Origin of the sequence: Sphingomonas sp. Leaf67, from assembly GCF_001421965.1 — a bacterium.
Classification (GTDB): Bacteria; Pseudomonadota; Alphaproteobacteria; order Sphingomonadales; family Sphingomonadaceae; genus Sphingomonas.
In genome coordinates this window covers 162457-178664 of the sequence record NZ_LMLP01000002.1, presented here as the reverse complement: position 1 = coordinate 178664, position 16208 = coordinate 162457, and the positions used below count along the sequence as shown (strand labels likewise).

Below are 16208 nucleotides of genomic sequence, written 5' to 3'. Positions count from 1 at the left end.
CGATCACTTTTTGCCGGCACGGCAAAAAGCCGTAGCGCAGCGCCCGGACCCCTTGCGGGTTGATCGTACCAGGCCCCTAGCCGGCCCAGGGATTGCGCTTCCAAGAGCGGGGTGAAGCACGACGGCCGCGCGGGGCGTGGCTCCAGGCGCTGGATCGCCTCTGCCATCTGGCATCTACCACCCCCGCGTTTCGGCTGCCTGGCCATCACCCCACGCACCCCCTCCGCGCCATGCAAATGGGCATGCGGGTTTGGCGGGTTGGATCGAACGCTGTCGAGGAAACGGGGAGCAGCTCTCGCCTTGACGATCCCTCGTCGTCCTGCATCTGCCCGTCAGCTAATCGTTACTCGGTAGGGACCAGACCCGTCAGGGGCTCGGCAAAGCGAAAGCGGAGTAGAGCCGCGGTCCCGGCATTTGCCGGGAGACGTCGCCCCTCCTTCGGCGACACCGATTTCACAGCGTTCGGCAATCGCATGCAGATCGCCTCGAACGGCCGGCACGCGCCGCCCGCTGATCCACCGCGTCACCGCGGTTACGGACGACCACAGCTGCGCCGGTAGCCAGAATCAAGGACGAGGCCTAAGCACCCGGGGCTGGCAACCGCTTGACCAACTCGCCCGGCACAACCAACTTGACGAACCTGACGAACAGGCCCAAATTGACGAGATGAGCAATACGCTGACCTCGCATGGGCCCTCACCGCGCAACGCTGGACCTTGGACAATGCGCGATGCCCGCACCGGTCAGTTCGTCACCGTCCGGCAGGAGCACCGCAAACCTATGGCAAAGGCAAAGGAGATCGGCGAGGCGCTGTCCTTGTCGACGACCTCGGTCGCCACGCTCTTTGCCGCGTTGACTGCCGCGATGGCGCGCAGTCGTTCGGATAATTTGCCGCTTCAATTCCTGGTCGAGGTAGAGCCGGATGGTGAGCCGCGGATCGTGGAACCGTTCGGCAATCTCACGCAGTCCGCGCCGGCGAGTGCCGAGGCCTTGGAGATGTACGCTGGCGAGGAAGCCGAGCTGACCGCAGCGCTCGAGAGGGCGCGGGGGCGGGGGCGCCACGCGGTCGCCGAGATCGTTGGCGGTCCGGATATGCTGAGTGCGGACGACATCGCGGCCCATCTCGAGACGAGCCGCGAGACGATCAACAGCAAGCGCAAGACGCATCAGCTGCTCGCGCTACAAGGCTCGACGAGAGGATATCGCTACCCGATCTGGCAGATCGCGGAGGACGGGCGGCCGTTTGATGCCTTGCCGCCATTGTTCGCGGCCTTCGATGGCGACGCCTGGGCGGTCTATCGCTTGCTCACGCAGCATCACGCCGAACTGGATGGGCTAACCGGGCTCGACGCTCTTCGCCGCAAGCAGGATGAGGCGGTTCTCGAGACGGCGCGTGCCATCGTGCAGGGTACGTTTGCCTGAATGAAAGGCGCGCCGACTGCTGGGTTTGCAGATGTCGATCTCGACATCGCGACGATCCCGACTGGAACCCCGTACCATCGCATCTGGCTGTCGGCCTTCCCGGACCCGCTGGGCTTCGGCAAAGGCCGGAGCCGGTTCAGCGATCCGCGACGCCGGGTGGAGGCCAGTCGCTTCGGCGTGCTGTATCTCGGCTCGTCTCTCAAGGTCTGCTTCATCGAGGTGATCCTGCGCGACGACCGCGACAACGTCGTCGGGCCCTTGCCCATCGCGGAGACGGTGTTGCAGGACCGGTCGCTGGCATCGATCACCCCGACCCGGGATCTCAGGCTGCTGGACCTGCGGGGCGACGCCCCGGTCCGGATGGGTATCCCGAGCGATGTCGCGCGTGGGCGCCGACAGACGCTCGCCCGTGCCTGGTCGTTCGCGTTTCATGAGCATCCCGCAGCGATCGACGGGATCATCTATCCGTCGCGGCTGAACGGCGAGCATAATCTGGCGATCTACGGGCGAGCGGTGTCGGCGCTCGTCATCCCCGGCCGCGTTCCACTGCTGCGCGCCCATGGGCTTGCTGCGGTACTCGACGAGTTGAAGATCGCGATCGTCTGACCTCGCTGTGTAGCGGCGATCGTCATAACGCTCCTCTAGCATGATGATGGGCCGGGGGCAGATGCTCCCGGGCAGCCTCGTTCGATCAGAAGGGGACGTCATCGTCCTCATTGTCCTGGGGTTCGCCCTGCGGCGGCTGGCGGGACTTGCCGTAGGAGAGGAAGGTGACCTCGTCGGCGACGATCTCGACGCCGTAGCGCTCAATATTTTCCTGGTCGGTCCAGCGGGTGTAGTGAATGCGGCCACGCACCATGACCTTCTGACCCTTCTCGACGTAATCGGCGACGGTCTTGGCTACGCCGTTGAAGCAGGTGACCCGGTGCCACTCGGTGTCCTCGAGCCGACGGTCGCTTTCCTTGAGGACCTTGCCTTCGCTGTCGCGCTTTGGCCGCGAGGTCGCGAGGCTGAAGCTGGTGATCTTGGTACCGCCTTGGGTGGTGCGGGTCTCGGGGGCGGCGCCGACGTTGCCCGCGAGGATGACGAGGTTCTGCATTTCAAGGTTCCTTTTTGGTCTTGCCTGTGGGTTCGTTCCCTCGACTGAACACCGTCCAGGACGGTCAGAACGACGGCTCTACCGAGAGCGCGAAGACGCGGAAGGGAAACCCCGTGGCGAGGAGCGGTGCGGGCAGCCGCGAAGCGGCAACACGGTCCGATGGCACGCGGGTTGGAGCCGGCGGACGACCGGCTTAGGTCGTTCAGCAAAGAGTGGGGGATGGACTCCTTATACAAACGGACAGGGCCATGATGACCAACCGGCATCCCGGACCACTGTCGATCCGGCCGGGCCCCACTACCGCCATCAGGCGGCGCTTATCCCACCTTTCGCCTCTCCCTTGCGTCAGGCGATCCTGAGAAGGACCGGCCATAGCTCGTAGCCAGACAGCACCAGTTCCGCAGAATGCCGCCAAAGTCGGTGTCCCTATGCCGCGCAGGGGAGGGGGACACCCGCCCGCCATTTCTCCTGTTCTGCAAAAGACCGGACCAGTACGTGCCCGTGGAACCGGGGCGGGAGTGCTGGCGCAAATCATCGAATTGTCATAGCCTGCGAGAACTTGCGGAGACGCAGGGCGGGGCGTGGAAACCTCGAGTGTGACGGTCGGTTGATCGACCGGATGGCGATGCGCGTGCGTCCGCCATCCCGCTCGTCTGTCCAGGATCATGGGCGGTTTCCAGTATCTCCGTCGTAGCGCCGGCATGCCGCGTCTCGCTGAAGGGCGTGGTCGGCCGGTCCTTGGGAGGCGACGGGATTGATGGTCGACGAAGACAGCGACGCGGCGAATACGTGAGGACAAACGCGAACACCGCGTGCGCGGAAGCGCGCCGACACATGCAGCAGGCAAGGTCGTTGTTGACCGATGCGGGCGTAGCGACGGTCACCACCCAACTTGATCACGCGCTTGCAGCGCTTGAAAAAGCGCTGGCGATCGATCGCAGCGACCGCAAAAGCCCGTCTGCAGCCGCTTCGACCGACCCCGCCCTCGTCCGGGCTATTGGGGGCGTGCTGGCGATCATCGGCACCGTCCTGGCGCGAAGCGACGTCGTGCCGCTTGGCGAATTGGCCCGACTTTTCGAGCTGTACGCGGCGATCTCCACGGACGATGATCCGGACGTTGGGGCGATTGTCGTAGCGTGGAGCGGCATGATTGCAAACGCGGCGGGGCAGGGGGCCTGAGAGGGTTTGCTGGTGGATTACAGTCCGGCCGCTTTCGGCCGCGTAAGCGGCTATGGCGGCCATCCGTTAGTCAAAGGCGGACCAGCAGCAACCGACCAGCATGCGTCGTTCAATGCGCTTTGATGACCGTCTGCTCCCGGCGCAAGCTGCCCATCAGGTCGTTCGGAGCTACCGAGTGGCAGGCGAGCATCGTTCCGCGTCAGCAGGCGATTGATGCACCGTGTTGGCGCAGATGGTCGCGAAAGCGGTCGGCGTAATCGTCGAGCACGGCGTTGCGTACGCTGGGACGTTCCGCCAGCGCCGCGCGCCATGCCGAAACCCGTGGTAGCCCGGCGAACACTGTGCGCGACACGGCGGGATCGATGATCCCGAAGTAGCGCAGGAAGGGTGCAAAGACCGCATCGACCATGCCGAAGGCACGACTCGCGAAATAGGGGCCATCGCCGAGCACCGCTTCCAGCTTGCGCAGCTTGTCACGCAGCGCGGTGCGGCGGGTATCGGCGGTCGCCGTGTCGAGGGCGTGGAGGAAGTGCCAACCCTCGACCTGGGTCTGGTTCGCGAATTCGATCCACGCCCGGTGCCGCGCGCGGCTCAGCGCATCGTCCGGATACATCGATGCGCCGCCCTGTGTTTCGTCCAGATATTCGCAGATTACCACGCTTTCGAACAGGACGGCATCCTCGGCACCGGGCTGGCGAACCTTGAGCACCGGCACTTTGCCGGTCGGCGACAGCGTCAGAAACCAGTCGGTCTTGGCCGACAGGTCGATGTTGACGCGGTGGAACGGAACGCCTTTTTCCAGAAGCACGATCGCGGCGCGCTGGACGAACGGGCACAGCGGATGGCTGATGAGGGTAAGATCGGTATCGGTCATGGCGGTGTCTCCGATGGAGCCGGGTGCAGGAATCAGAGCGACTGGCCACCCGAAACATCGAAAGTCGTACCGTTGGCCCAACCCAGATCGTCGGACAGGATCGCCGCGACCGCACTCCCGATATCGTCTGGCTGGCCGACGCGGCCGAGCGCGATCTTGCTCGCGACGAAGGCGTTGATCTGTTCGTTGTCGCGAACCCTGCCGCCGCCGAAATCGGTGGCGATGGCACCCGGCGCGATCGCGTTGACGCGGATCTGGCGCGCGCCCAGCTCGATCGCCATGAATCTGGTCAGCGTCTCAAGCCCCGCTTTCGCGGCGGCGTAGAGGCCGTACCCCGCCATCGAGGTGCGCGTGAACCCGCTCGACACGTTGAGGATGCGCCCTCCATCGGCAAGGATCGGCAGCAGCGCCTGAGTCAGGAACACAGGCCCGCGCAAATGCATGTTGAACATCGAGTCAAACTGCTGCTGGGACGCCTCGGCCACCGGCACGACCACGCCCTCGCCTGCGTTGTTGACGAGATAGTCGAACCGTTCGGCCTCGAACCTGGCCGTGAGCGTTTCAACGACAGACGCCGCGAACACGCCGAACCCTGCCGATTGTGTAACGTCGAGCGCGAGCATCGCGGCGGTGCCGCCCATCGCCTCGATCTCGCGGACTAACGCTTCGGCCTCAGCCGTGGCGCTGCGATAGGTGCCGATGACGCCGATGCCGCGCCGGGCGAGATGGAGCGCCATGCTTCGCCCGAGGCCGCGGCTTGCGCCGGTGATGAGTGCGATCTTGCGCGTCATGGGTACGCCTTTTCTGAGGTGGGTCTGGCCCGAAGCCGGGACGCCATCGCGTCCGCTCCGACGCCATCCAGATAGTCCGCACCACCGGCGCCCGCCCGCCCGATGCTCTCAATATCTTGCCTGATCGTCTCAATGGCTTTGCCGGGCGTCTGGACGATGCCATAACAGAAGCATGACCGAGCAATTGAAGCCGCATCTGGACCTCGCGCTGCGCCATACGCGCGCAGGGGAAGCCACGACCGCCATCCCGCGTCTGGAGATAGCCATGGGCTCGGCGACATCGGGCACGTCGCCTTGCCTCTATCGGTCCATGATCTGCTTCATCCTCCAGGGCTCGAAGCAGGTCGCCCTGCGGGACGACCTGCTTCGTTACGACTCGGCGCACTATCTTGTCAGCGCGCTCGACCTGCCGCTGAGCGGGCAGATCCACGATGGCGCGGATGGCAGCCCATATGTAGCGGTGTCGCTCGTCCTGGACCCGGCGCTCCTCGCCGATATAGCGTCTACCATGGCGTCGCTGCGGGAGGATGAAATGCCGGGCAGCTCGATCGCCATCAATGCGATGACGCCGCCGGTGCGCGATGCGCTGCTGCGGCTGTTGGCTATGCTCGACACACCTGCCGATATTCCCGTGCTCGCTCCCATGGCGGAACGTGAATTACTCTATCGTCTCCTCCAAGGTCCTCAGGGGCGGCTGCTGCGCCAGATCGCCCGCCCCGAAGGCGCGCTGGGGAAGATCCGCCGCGCAGTCGAGTGGATTCGAGACCATCACGACATGCGGCTGCGGATCGAGGCATTGTGCGATGTGAGCGGGATGAGCCGCGCCAGCCTGCATCGCCACTTCGTGGCACTTACCGGGCTTAGCCCGATCCAGTATCAGAAGCAGATCCGGCTACAGGCGGCGCGGCAGTTGCTGCTTGCGGGCGATCACAGCGCATCGGACGTAGCCTTTTCAGTAGGCTATGAAAGCGCTTCCCAATTTAGCCGCGAATATCTCCGTCAGTTCGGCGCTCCCCCGGTCCGCGACGTGCGGTTGTTCCGGCAATCCATCGGTGTTTCAGGAATTAACTAATCCGGCGACGGTAGGTCGGGATCGCGGTTTGGGCGCGGCGGGGGAACCGGCCGAGCTCGCGTAGCACGTTTACTACGTCCGCTTCTGTGGGAACCAGTCGTTCATCCGATACTACTGGAACGGCAGCAATGTCGTAAGCGTGGTCAGCAGGCCGCCTTGCGGCATCTTCGGTAGCCGGGATGCTTGTCGCCTTTGACGAGGGCGCGGGTGGTGCGGGAAGTTAACGGTTCTGCGACAGGTCATACGAGCACTCGTATGACTGGTCGGATGGAGGTGGTGGGTCGGGTGTCGGGCCGGCGCCGATGGTCGGATGCGGAGAAGCTGGATATCCTGGCCGAGGCGTTCCGGCCGGGTGTGCGAGTCTGCGACGTTATCGCCCGGCGCGAGGTGTCGAGCAGCCTGATCTACACGTGGCGCAAGCAGTTGCGCGAAGGCAAGCTGGCGGGCGTCGTGCCTTCGTTGCCGGTGTTCGCCGAGGTGCAGATTGCCAAGCCACCCCCGCCAGCACCGCAGACGGCGGCATGTTACCCGGGGCTCATTCGGATCGAACTGCCGGGTGGCGTGCGGGTGAGCGTCGACGGACACGTGGATGCGGGCGCGCTGGCACGGGTGTTGTCGGTGCTGCGGTGAGCCCGGTGCCATTGCCGACGCGGGTGTTCCTGGCGTGCGGCGTGACCGACATGCGCAAGGGGTTCGACGGCCTGGCGGTGCTGGTGCAACAGATTCTGGCGCAGAATCCGCATTCGGGTGCGCTGTTCGCGTTTCGCGGCAAGCGCGGGCATCTGGTCAAGCTGTTGTGGTTTGATGGCCAGGGCCTATGCCTGTTTTCCAAGCGGCTCGACCGGGGCCGTTTCGTCTGGCCGGTGACCGCGACCGGCGCCGTGACGCTGACCCCGGCGCAATTGTCGATGCTGCTGGAAGGCATCGACTGGCGCCGGCCGGAACGGACGTTCACGCCGACGCTGGCGGGGTAGGAACGGCGGTTTTGTGGCGGTTTTGCTCGCCCGTCCGCGTGCGATCTGCTATGGAATCCCGGTGTCGGAAGCGCTTGTTTCCCCTGCTGATGCGACCGCGCGGATCGCCGCGCTGGAGGCTTCGCTCGCCCGGGCCAATGCCGCGCTCGCCGCCCGCGACCTGCTCATCGATACCCTGCGTGGGCAGATCGCGCGGCTGCGGCGGATGCAGTTCGGCGCGTCGTCCGAGAAGCTCGGCCGTGAGATCGAGCAACTCGAACTGGCGCTGGAGGAACTGGAGACGGAGCGCGACGCGCCTGGGCCCGAGGCGGCCGACCCCGGCGCGGCGGTTCGACCGGTGCCCGTCCGCAGCCTGCCCGGACACCTGCCGCGCGAGGAGGTCGTTCACGAACCGGCATCGGGTGCCTGCACCTGCCCGGACTGTGGCGGTGCGCTGCGTCCGCTTGGGTCCGATGCGCACGAGATGCTCGACATCGTGCCGGTGCGCTGGCAGGTCATGCGCAACATTCGCCCAAAATACAGCTGCCGGTCCTGTGACAAGATCGTCCAGGCTCCCGCCCCGGTCAGCGCCGTGGCGCGTGGCAAGGCCACCTTCGCGACGCTGGCGCATGTCGTCGTCTCGAAGTTCGACCACCATCTGCCACTCTACCGCCAGGCCGAGATGATGGCGGCGCAAGGGGTCGACATCGACCGCTCGACGCTGGCGGGCTGGACCGGACAGGCCGCGGCACTTCTCGGCCCCATCGTCAGCCGCATCCGCGACGAGGTCGTCAAGGCCGACAAGATCCATGCCGACGACACGCCGGTGCCGGTGCTCGACCCCGGCCGGGGCAAGACCGCGACCGGGCGGCTGTGGGTCTATGCCGTCGACGACCGGGCATCCGGCGGCACGGCGCCGCGCGCGATTTGGTACCGCTTCACGCCCGACCGCACCGCTGCACACCCAACGTCCCATCTCGCCGGCTTCCGCGGCTTTCTCCAGGCCGATGCCTATGCCGGCTATGACGGGCTCTACCGCAGCGGCGTCGCCGAGGTCGCCTGCTGGGCCCATTTCCGGCGCAAGGTCTTCGACCTGCATGAGCGGTCGCCCACGCCGCTGACCACCGACATCCTTGAGCGGATCGGCCAACTTTACGTCGTCGAGGCCGAGGTTCGCGGCCAACCACCCGATGGGCGATACCGGACCCGTCAGGAGAACAGCCAGCCGCTGGTCGATGAACTGCGCGCGGTGCTCGACGCAGCCCTGCGCCGTCTGTCGCCCAGGTCCGACATGGCGAAGGCCATCGCCTATGGCACGAAGCGCTGGCCGGCTCTGTCGCGCTTCCTCGACGATGGTCGTCTGGAGATCGACAACAACATCGCAGAGCGTGCGCTGCGCGGCGTTGCCGTCGGACGCCGTAACTGGCTGTTCGCCGGCTCGCGCGCAGGCGGCGAGCGTGCCGCCGCCATCTACACCGTCATCCAGACATGCAAGGTGAACGGCGTCGACCCGCAGGCCTATATCACCGACGTCATCGCCAGGATCGCGGGCGACTGGCCTGCCAGTCGATGGGACGAACTCATGCCGTGGAACTGGTCCGCCGAACCTGCCAGACTGGCGGCATGAGCGCCGAGACCATCGCCCGTCTGCACATCGTCCTCGACGACATCGAACCCGCCATCTGGCGCCGGGTCGACGTTCCGGTCACCGCCAGCCTCAAGATGCTCCATGACATCGTCCAGGCCGCAATGGGCTGGGAGAATTGCCATCTGTGGCATTTCGAGGCCGGCGACCGGCGCTACGGCATCCCGGACCCGATGTGGCCGGAGAGCGGCATGACCGCTGCCAGGAACGTGAAGCTCGCGACGCTCATCGACCGGGGCGTGCGGGAGCTCGCCTACACCTACGACATGGGCGACGACTGGCGGCACACCATCACCATCGAGACCGTTGGCCCCGGCGAACCCGACGTCAAATATCCACGCTTCATCGATGGCGAACGGCGCTGTCCGCCCGAGGATGTCGGCGGCTTGCCCGGCTTTGAGATGTTCCTCGATGCCATGGCCGACCCCAACCACGAAGAACACGACCACCTGCGCGAATGGTATGGCGGCCCCTACAACGCCGACGACATCGATGAACGCTTCACCCGCCGCGCTGTCGCCGCCATCGCCATCCGCCGCCACGCCGGCAAACTCGCCTACCAGAAAAGCCGCGCTCAATAACAAGGCGGCCTCCCGGCCACGCTTACGCAATGTCCCCAATCCAAGCCGTTCCGAGCGCCGACCCGAACTCGTCGGAGCGGCCGTCCTACTCGTATGAACGGGTGGCCGGTTTCGGGTGCCACCTTGCGGGCGCTGAACGACCGAAAGTGGGTCATGACGAAGACGTCTCCGCCACAAACGATAGCATGTGTGCGGCTATGCACAGCCGCACGTGTGCACACATGGTCTCTTAGAACGATTGTACTTCCAAGCGGAAAACGGCTCGATCACGCACCACTCGAAGTCGGTCAGGTCATATCGGCTCATGCCGACCCTGAATCAGGGTTTGGCACAATAGGAAAGCGGTCAGTCGGCTAGTGACCCATTGCGGTCATTTGCGGCATAATCCACATTTGGACCATGCCCGGCAAGTACCGCCGCGATTGGTTTGAACACCGCGACCGGATCGCTTCGCTGGTCCGCGATGAAGCATCACGAACGATCCCAATCGGCGGTCGCTTTGTGTGCAATGACGAAAGCGAGGACGATGCGATGTACTTCTACCTCAAGGCGCAGGGTTTCTCGATAAGCGACGTCCAGCAGTGCGAGGTTTTTGCATCAAAGCTCGTTACCATCAGCGAGCGGGCGATTCATGAGGCAATAAGCCAACTCCGCCTTATCGCATCAGAACGTAGCTACCGCCTTCAATCGGTCGAGGCAGGAGAACCGGAATCGGGACAGGCGCGCATCCTTGCATCGGAGCAAGACTATGTGCCCTGGTGGGAAATAGGGGATTGAGGCCGCTCCCCACTTGACCCCGTCATTCTTGTTTATGGGTTCACGACCTAACTCAGTCGCAACGTCAGCATCATCACCCGACCCAGCGGATCGAGCAACCACGGGTTGAGCCGGACGTTCGTCCCCTCAGTAAATGTTTCGATTTGCGGTCGTGCGTTAAATACGTTGCGTATCGCAAGATCGAGCCGGGCACCTCCGCCCATGCTGGTAGACCGTTGCCCTGCGGTCTGCGACGCCCCGGGTTTCGGCCACAGGATAAAGACGCTGGCGTCAGCGCGCGCCAGCGACGCGACACGCACCCCGTTCGACGTGTCGCCGAAGGCGGTCGAGCGAAGACCCGAGACGAGGTTGCCCGACAGGGTGGCCCCCCATTGGCTGGTGTTGACGCGCAGGTTCGCGTTCCATTGCTGCCGCCCCCGCGCGCCGGTCGACACACTGAGCGGCGTCTCGATCGTATCGATTGCCGCGATGCCGGGCGCGAGGAGCAGCGATTGGCGAAGCTGCCGCTGCCCGCCGACATTGGCGCTCCACTGGATTCCGCCGGCGCGACGCGGTCCCGTGCCGCCCCAGCTTCCCGACACGTTCACCGACCCCGACAGGGTGGCGCTGGATTGCCGCACCGCATTGATCGGGCGCGTATCAACCCGGATCAACGTACCGGCCGCGTCGCGGACAAAACGGTCGGGGAAGATCCGTTCGAAGAAAAGTGACGGCTCGGTCAACGAGAAGGGCGGACGCTGTGTGGTCGTCGCGGAATAACTGGTATTGGCGTTGAACCGTGTCTTGCCGATCGATCCATTGTAATTGGCGTTGAGTTGCAGATCGCGGGACGATTGACGGTCAAGCGGGCTGCCGCCGATGATCTGTTCGACCGGCACCAGTGCCTGCGCCCGGTAATCATAGACCGTGATGCCGCCGATGGTGCGGACCGGCGCGTTAAGCTGGTCGTTGGTCGGCAGCGACGCACGACGGCCAAGCGAAGCGTCGAATTGCCAGTCGGAGGACGGCAGCCAGTTCGCGCCGAGATTGGTCCCCAACGCGCCGCCGCCGCCATCGATCGCATCATAGCTGAGCGCCGGCGTGATCTCCAGCTTGCCGAGGAAGCCCAGCGCCGAGTCCTGCGGTACGAGCGGGACGGTAATGGCGACCCGACCGTTGGTGGCCGCATAGCCCGAGAGACGCCGCGGCCCGGTTTCCAGCCAGTCGCGAACCTGCGTCTGTGTGGCGTTGCGCTGCAGCGTCAAGTCGAAGCGCAGGTCGCCGGCCGGCAGCGGCACGACCTTCCCGGTCAGCGAGCCGGTAAATCCTGCGCTGAGCGTGGCGGTTTCGAGGTCCTGCAGCGTGCAGGATCGCCCGCCCCCCGGGCAGAGTCCGGTGATCCGCGAGCGGCTGTTGCCGGCGTTCAGGTTGACGGACGCGAAGCCGAACAGGCCGCCGGTCGACAGGTTGTACCCGGTGGACAAGCCGGCGGTTCGGCCGTCGTCCTGCTGGCGGATCGCGCCGTTCCGTTGCGACGCGGTGCGCGCGACATTGCCCGAAACGCCGAGGTCGAGCGAGCCGCCGCCCAACGGTCGCGACGTGCCGAGGACGGCGTCGACCGTCCGCGAGCGGGGCAGGAGGCTGCGTTCTGGATCGGCGGGCGGATCACCCGGCAGGCGCGGCCGCTGTCGCGCCAGCAGCCCCTGACCGGTCCGCACGTTGAACGCGCCATTCTGCCGATCGTCGCCCGCGATATTGGCCGCGCGCGGGGATAGCCGGATCGACTCCGCCTCACCATCGGTCGACCCGTCGCCGTTGACGTCGACCGAGAGCGAGCGAAAGCGTTTCTTCAGGGTGATGTTCAGCAACCGGTCGGTCGGGGCGAAGCCGAACTTGCCGCCTTCGGTCGGGGCGTAAAGTTGGATCGAGTCCAGCGCCTCGGCCGGGAGTTCGTTGATGTTGGCGACCGACGAGACGCGCCGCCCGTTGACGATGATCGAGAAGGGGCGACCGCCCTGTTCGTCCCGCAGCTTCTGGATCAGGTCGCCGACCGACAGCGCACCATAGGTCGACACTTCGTCTTCGGACAATTGCTGGGTGGGAGTCGCATCGTCCAGTGGTTTGGGACGCCGCCGCCCGATGACGACGATTTCCTTGTCGGGGGCGGTGACGGTCGGTTCGGATCGGGGCTGTCGTTCGCGCGGCGACGTCGCCACCGCGGGCGGTAGCACCGCATCCTGCGATACGACATGGGCCGGTAGCGTAAAGATGAGGAAGGAGATCAACGACGTGAAGTCCGAGCAAGAGCTATCGTGCCGAACTGCGACCAGCTTCGCAAGACGTGCCTATAGGATCGACAAGCAAGTTATTGCCTCCGCAAGCACTTCGCAGTCCTTGCGGATGTCGGATGGACGCATACGCGGGCATGTCCGATGCTTCAAGCCTGCGCGAAGGGCAAATCGCGTGGGTTCATGATAAATGACGCGTTTTCGCCAAAACTTTCTCAAGAGTCGGTTAAGTCAGATCGGGCACGCCGGATGGAAGAGAACATCGGGACCGGTTCCACGGCGAACAGGATCAGGTTCAGGTAAGCTTGTCGCCATAGCATCGTGGACGGCAAGCCAGAGCGTCCAGTCGTCAGACAATACAGGATGCCGGTTGGCCGCAGGAGGAAGGTAGTCGCCGAGGATATCGGCAAAACCGGGGGAATCATTACATGCGCCTTTCGTGCAAATCCTTGCTGCTTGCGGCAACGGTCCTTCCTATGATCCAGGGTGTCGCGTCGGCACAGACCGCTCAACCGACGCAGGATACGCCGTCGATTGACGGCCAGTCTGCCGACAGTCACCCGGACGACGATGCCGACGGATCGACGCAGACGACTATTTCTGGGGACCCTGAGCAGATCGCGGCGGAGCGCGCCAAGGCGCTCAAGGAAGCGCCGTCCGGAGATCAGGCCGACATCGAAGTCACCGGGAGCCGCCTGTCAGATGGCGACGTTACCGCGCAGAAGATCATCATCGACCGGGCGCAGATCAAGGCGCGTGGCGTGACCTCGGTCGAGGACCTGATCCGCACCCTGCCGCAGAACGTCAACACGATCGGCGCGATCACCAACGAGCGTACCCGCGGGCCGCTGTCGCTGCGCCCCAGGGGGGCGAGCGTTTCGGAACTCGGCACGCTCGGCGTGTCCGCCGCTAACTTGGGCGGAACCGGCGCAGGGAACACACTGGTCCTCATCAACGGTCGTCGCATGGCGGGTGCGGCGGGAATCGAGGACGGGTTCGTCAATCTGAACGGCATTCCGCTGAGCGCGATCGAACGGGTCGAGATCCTGCCCAGCGGATCGGCCGCGATCTACGGCGCCGATGCGCTGAGCGGCGTCATCAATTTCATCCTGCGCAAGGATGCCAAGGGGCTGACGCTCGGCAGTCAGGCGCTGAAGTCGAGCGCCGGGGCCGACAATGCCCGATTCAACGCCTACGGTGCCTATTCATGGGGCAGCGGCCGGATTTCGGCTACGGCCGACTATCAGAAAATCTACCCGATTGTGAACAGCCGGACCGGCTATGTCACCGACGATTATTCGTCCTATTTCGACGGTGATCCGCAGTACGACTTTCGTTCGTTTCAGAGTGGCTTACAGCCCGGGGTGATCGAGCAGACGCAATTTATTTTCGATCCGGTCACCAGCAACACCACGGTCATTCGTCAGGGATTGACTGTCCGGCCAGGGCTGAGCCGTCCTCCGACCCAGGCGGATTTCGTGACGGTCGGTCGTGAAGCGCTGCGCGACTTTATCCCCCGCCTTGCCGGACCGCAATCGGAGACGGTCAGCTTCACCGGCAATATCGACCAGAAAATCACTGATCGCCTCTCGGTCTATGTGCAGGGGCTGTATTCGCGGGCGAAGAACCGGCTGGAAGGCGATATCGGGCAAGGGCTGACGGTGCGCCTCGGCGTCGGCCAAGCGTATAACCCGTTTCCCGCGTTCGGCACGGGGGGGACCGACGAAACCTTCGTCAGCTATTATCCCGCCGCCGAGGTCGCAGCCGGAATCATCACGCCGCGCGTGTTGCGCAACACCGCGACCAGCTGGAGCGTGAACGCCGGCGCTACCTACGATGTCAATAAGGATACCCGACTAAGCCTGATCTACACCACCTCGCAGTCCACCAGCACGGGATCAGGCGTGCGGATGGGATCAGTCGTCGACTTCACGACGCTCCCCGACGGAACGCGGGGGTGTGTCAACGACGAACTGTCGCGGTCGCAGATCAGTGCCGCGCGGCGCGCGGTCTTGCAGCCGGTCTTCGACCGGCAGTGCCGGGCGCTGACCAGCGCAGATCCGGCGGTGGCGTTCAACCCGTTCCGGAGCGACGTGAACGCTCCGGGCGGCGGCATCAGCGATTTCCTCTACAACGACGCGCGCGAGGACCGCTCGTCGCGGCTGTCGCAATATGAGGCGCGGCTAACCGGGTCGTTGCTGACGCTGCCGGCCGGCAAGCTGACCTATGCGGTCGGCGGCGAATACATCACAGACGGCGCGGACAGTTCGGAAATCAACCTGGTCACCGGCACCGCTGGCAGCCGCGATCGTTATGCCGCGTTCGGTGAACTTAGTCTGCCAATCCTGGGTAAGGGATATGACCTGCCGCTGATGCGGACGCTGACCTTCAACCTCGCGGCACGGCGCGATACCTTCAAGACCAGCGGCGCGATCGGGACGGTGAACAACGTACCCGTCGCACAAGGTGGCGAACTGGTGTTCGGCGAGAACACGTTCAATCGTGTGACCCCGTCGTTCGGTGTGCGGTATCAACCAGTGGGCCAGCTGACCTTCCTCGCCAAATGGGGTCGCGGATTTCAGCCGCCGCCCTATACCCAGTTGTTCAACCCCGCCGGTACGGAGCAGTCGTTCGCTACGATCATCGGCGATCCCTATTACAACTGCGCGGCAAACCGCGACTGCCTCCGCAACGATCCCGCCCGCGGGTATCTTGTGCCACTCGTGACTGCACCCAACGTCAACCTGCGCCCGCAGACCTCGCGGCAGGAAAGCTTCACCGCATCGTGGCGCCCGACTGGGTTCCTGGACAACCTGTCGATCGACGCGACGTTCAACCGGACGGTGATCCGCAACGAATTCGGCCGTCTCGACGACATCAACCAGTTGCTGACCCGTACGGAAGCCTATTCTCTGTCGCAATTCTATCCGCGCAACGCGAACGGCAAGGTGACGCAAGTCAATGCGAGCGTCTTCAACCTTGTTGCATCGACGTATTCGTCGATGACCTACGAGGTCGCCTACTCGCTGATGACCGATATCGGCAATTTCGAACCGCGCGTGGTGGTGGTCGACAACCTGAAGGCGGAGCGGCAGGTGTTGCCGACTACCCAGCCTCTATCGAGGGTCGGCACGATCCAGGGACCGGACGATTATAGGGTGGTTGGTTCGCTCGGTTACTTCCGGGATCACGTGACCCTGACACTTTGGGCATATCACACTCCGTCGTATCTCAACGACTATGATGCCTCCATCAACGCCGGTATTCGGAACGTGACGCCGAATCTGCGCAAGGTCGACAGCTATACCACGTTCGACCTGACCGGATCGTGGAACACGAACCATAAGGTCCGGTTCAATTTCGCGATCCGCAACCTGTTCAATCCCAAGCCGCCCTTCGCACTGGTCCAGAACCGTCCGTATGACACGGCGCGGTACAACGCCGCCGGCCGAACGGGGATGATCCAGATGGAATACAACTTCTGACCGTTTTTTGCCTCAACCGCGAACGGTTCGTTCGGGACGCACCCGTCCGGCACGCATTGTGCC

At 64.4% G+C, this 16208-nt stretch carries 14 protein-coding genes; 10 read left to right on the top strand and 4 right to left on the bottom strand.

The window, feature by feature from the left end; translation table 11 throughout:
* Positions 1-723: 723 nt before the first annotated feature.
* Positions 724-1422 (top strand): hypothetical protein, encoded by a 699-nt coding sequence (locus ASE90_RS06140; RefSeq protein WP_055997707.1) that lies wholly within the window; start codon positions 724-726, stop codon positions 1420-1422.
* Positions 1423-2028, top strand: a complete 606-nt coding sequence (locus tag ASE90_RS06135; RefSeq protein WP_055997704.1) for an RES family NAD+ phosphorylase — start codon at positions 1423-1425, stop codon at positions 2026-2028. It begins immediately after the preceding gene.
* Positions 2029-2113: 85 nt separating this feature from the next.
* Here the strand turns inward: ASE90_RS06135 and ASE90_RS06130 are convergent, their stop codons facing one another.
* On the bottom strand, positions 2114-2521 hold the full coding sequence (locus tag ASE90_RS06130) for a single-stranded DNA-binding protein (RefSeq protein WP_055997701.1): 408 nt from the start codon (positions 2519-2521) through the stop codon (positions 2114-2116).
* Positions 2522-3376: 855 nt separating this feature from the next.
* Here ASE90_RS06130 and ASE90_RS06125 point away from each other — a divergent pair.
* Positions 3377-3700: a hypothetical protein gene (locus ASE90_RS06125; RefSeq protein ID WP_156361466.1), complete on the top strand. Its 324-nt coding sequence runs from the start codon at positions 3377-3379 to the stop codon at positions 3698-3700.
* Between the two features lie 199 nt (positions 3701-3899).
* Here the strand turns inward: ASE90_RS06125 and ASE90_RS06120 are convergent, their stop codons facing one another.
* Both ASE90_RS06120 and ASE90_RS06115 read right to left on the bottom strand, forming a co-directional pair.
* Positions 3900-4574 (bottom strand): glutathione S-transferase family protein, encoded by a 675-nt coding sequence (locus tag ASE90_RS06120; RefSeq protein ID WP_055997695.1) that lies wholly within the window; start codon positions 4572-4574, stop codon positions 3900-3902.
* Positions 4575-4606: 32 nt separating this feature from the next.
* Entirely contained in the window at positions 4607-5365 is a 759-nt protein-coding gene (locus tag ASE90_RS06115; RefSeq protein WP_055997692.1) for an SDR family NAD(P)-dependent oxidoreductase, read from the bottom strand.
* 172 nt (positions 5366-5537) lie between these two features.
* Between ASE90_RS06115 and ASE90_RS06110 the strand changes: the two genes are divergently transcribed.
* The 6 genes from ASE90_RS06110 to ASE90_RS06085 all read left to right on the top strand — a co-directional run bounded on the left by ASE90_RS06110 (position 5538) and on the right by ASE90_RS06085 (position 10393).
* On the top strand, positions 5538-6437 hold the full coding sequence (locus ASE90_RS06110; RefSeq protein ID WP_055997689.1) for an AraC family transcriptional regulator: 900 nt from the start codon (positions 5538-5540) through the stop codon (positions 6435-6437).
* A gap of 255 nt (positions 6438-6692) precedes the next feature.
* On the top strand, positions 6693-7067 hold the full coding sequence (gene tnpA, locus ASE90_RS06105; protein WP_055997686.1) for an IS66-like element accessory protein TnpA: 375 nt from the start codon (positions 6693-6695) through the stop codon (positions 7065-7067).
* Positions 7064-7411: an IS66 family insertion sequence element accessory protein TnpB gene (gene tnpB / locus ASE90_RS06100; RefSeq protein WP_055997683.1), complete on the top strand. Its 348-nt coding sequence runs from the start codon at positions 7064-7066 to the stop codon at positions 7409-7411. Before tnpA ends, tnpB begins: the two co-directional genes overlap by 4 nt.
* Positions 7412-7472: 61 nt before the next feature.
* Positions 7473-9017, top strand: a complete 1545-nt coding sequence (tnpC, locus tag ASE90_RS06095; protein WP_055997779.1) for an IS66 family transposase — start codon at positions 7473-7475, stop codon at positions 9015-9017.
* On the top strand, positions 9014-9616 hold the full coding sequence (locus ASE90_RS06090; protein WP_055997680.1) for a plasmid pRiA4b ORF-3 family protein: 603 nt from the start codon (positions 9014-9016) through the stop codon (positions 9614-9616). Before tnpC ends, ASE90_RS06090 begins: the two co-directional genes overlap by 4 nt.
* A gap of 399 nt (positions 9617-10015) precedes the next feature.
* Positions 10016-10393 (top strand): hypothetical protein, encoded by a 378-nt coding sequence (locus tag ASE90_RS06085; protein WP_055997677.1) that lies wholly within the window; start codon positions 10016-10018, stop codon positions 10391-10393.
* 47 nt (positions 10394-10440) lie between these two features.
* Here ASE90_RS06085 and ASE90_RS06080 read toward each other — a convergent pair whose 3' ends face one another.
* Complete coding sequence (locus ASE90_RS06080; protein WP_055997674.1) at positions 10441-12657, bottom strand: TonB-dependent receptor; 2217 nt, start codon at positions 12655-12657, stop codon at positions 10441-10443.
* 479 nt (positions 12658-13136) lie between these two features.
* Between ASE90_RS06080 and ASE90_RS06075 the strand changes: the two genes are divergently transcribed.
* A complete protein-coding gene (locus ASE90_RS06075) occupies positions 13137-16145 on the top strand; it encodes a TonB-dependent receptor domain-containing protein (RefSeq protein WP_082449603.1) in 3009 nt (1002 codons plus the stop codon).
* Positions 16146-16208 lie beyond the last annotated feature (63 nt).

What these genes read in the sequence shown, in the direction of transcription:
- ASE90_RS06140 (WP_055997707.1), top strand. Translation starts at nt 724, where the DNA reads ATGCGCGATGCCCGCACCGGTCAGTTCGTCACCGTCCGGCAGGAGCAC.
- ASE90_RS06115 (WP_055997692.1), bottom strand. Translation starts at nt 5,365, where the DNA reads ATGACGCGCAAGATCGCACTCATCACCGGCGCAAGCCGCGGCCTCGGG.
- ASE90_RS06090 (WP_055997680.1), top strand. Translation starts at nt 9,014, where the DNA reads ATGAGCGCCGAGACCATCGCCCGTCTGCACATCGTCCTCGACGACATC.
- ASE90_RS06085 (WP_055997677.1), top strand. Translation starts at nt 10,016, where the DNA reads ATGCCCGGCAAGTACCGCCGCGATTGGTTTGAACACCGCGACCGGATC.
- ASE90_RS06110 (WP_055997689.1), top strand. Translation starts at nt 5,538, where the DNA reads ATGACCGAGCAATTGAAGCCGCATCTGGACCTCGCGCTGCGCCATACG.
- ASE90_RS06075 (WP_082449603.1), top strand. Translation starts at nt 13,137, where the DNA reads ATGATCCAGGGTGTCGCGTCGGCACAGACCGCTCAACCGACGCAGGAT.
- ASE90_RS06120 (WP_055997695.1), bottom strand. Translation starts at nt 4,574, where the DNA reads ATGACCGATACCGATCTTACCCTCATCAGCCATCCGCTGTGCCCGTTC.
- tnpA (WP_055997686.1), top strand. Translation starts at nt 6,693, where the DNA reads ATGACTGGTCGGATGGAGGTGGTGGGTCGGGTGTCGGGCCGGCGCCGA.
- ASE90_RS06130 (WP_055997701.1), bottom strand. Translation starts at nt 2,521, where the DNA reads ATGCAGAACCTCGTCATCCTCGCGGGCAACGTCGGCGCCGCCCCCGAG.
- ASE90_RS06135 (WP_055997704.1), top strand. Translation starts at nt 1,423, where the DNA reads ATGAAAGGCGCGCCGACTGCTGGGTTTGCAGATGTCGATCTCGACATC.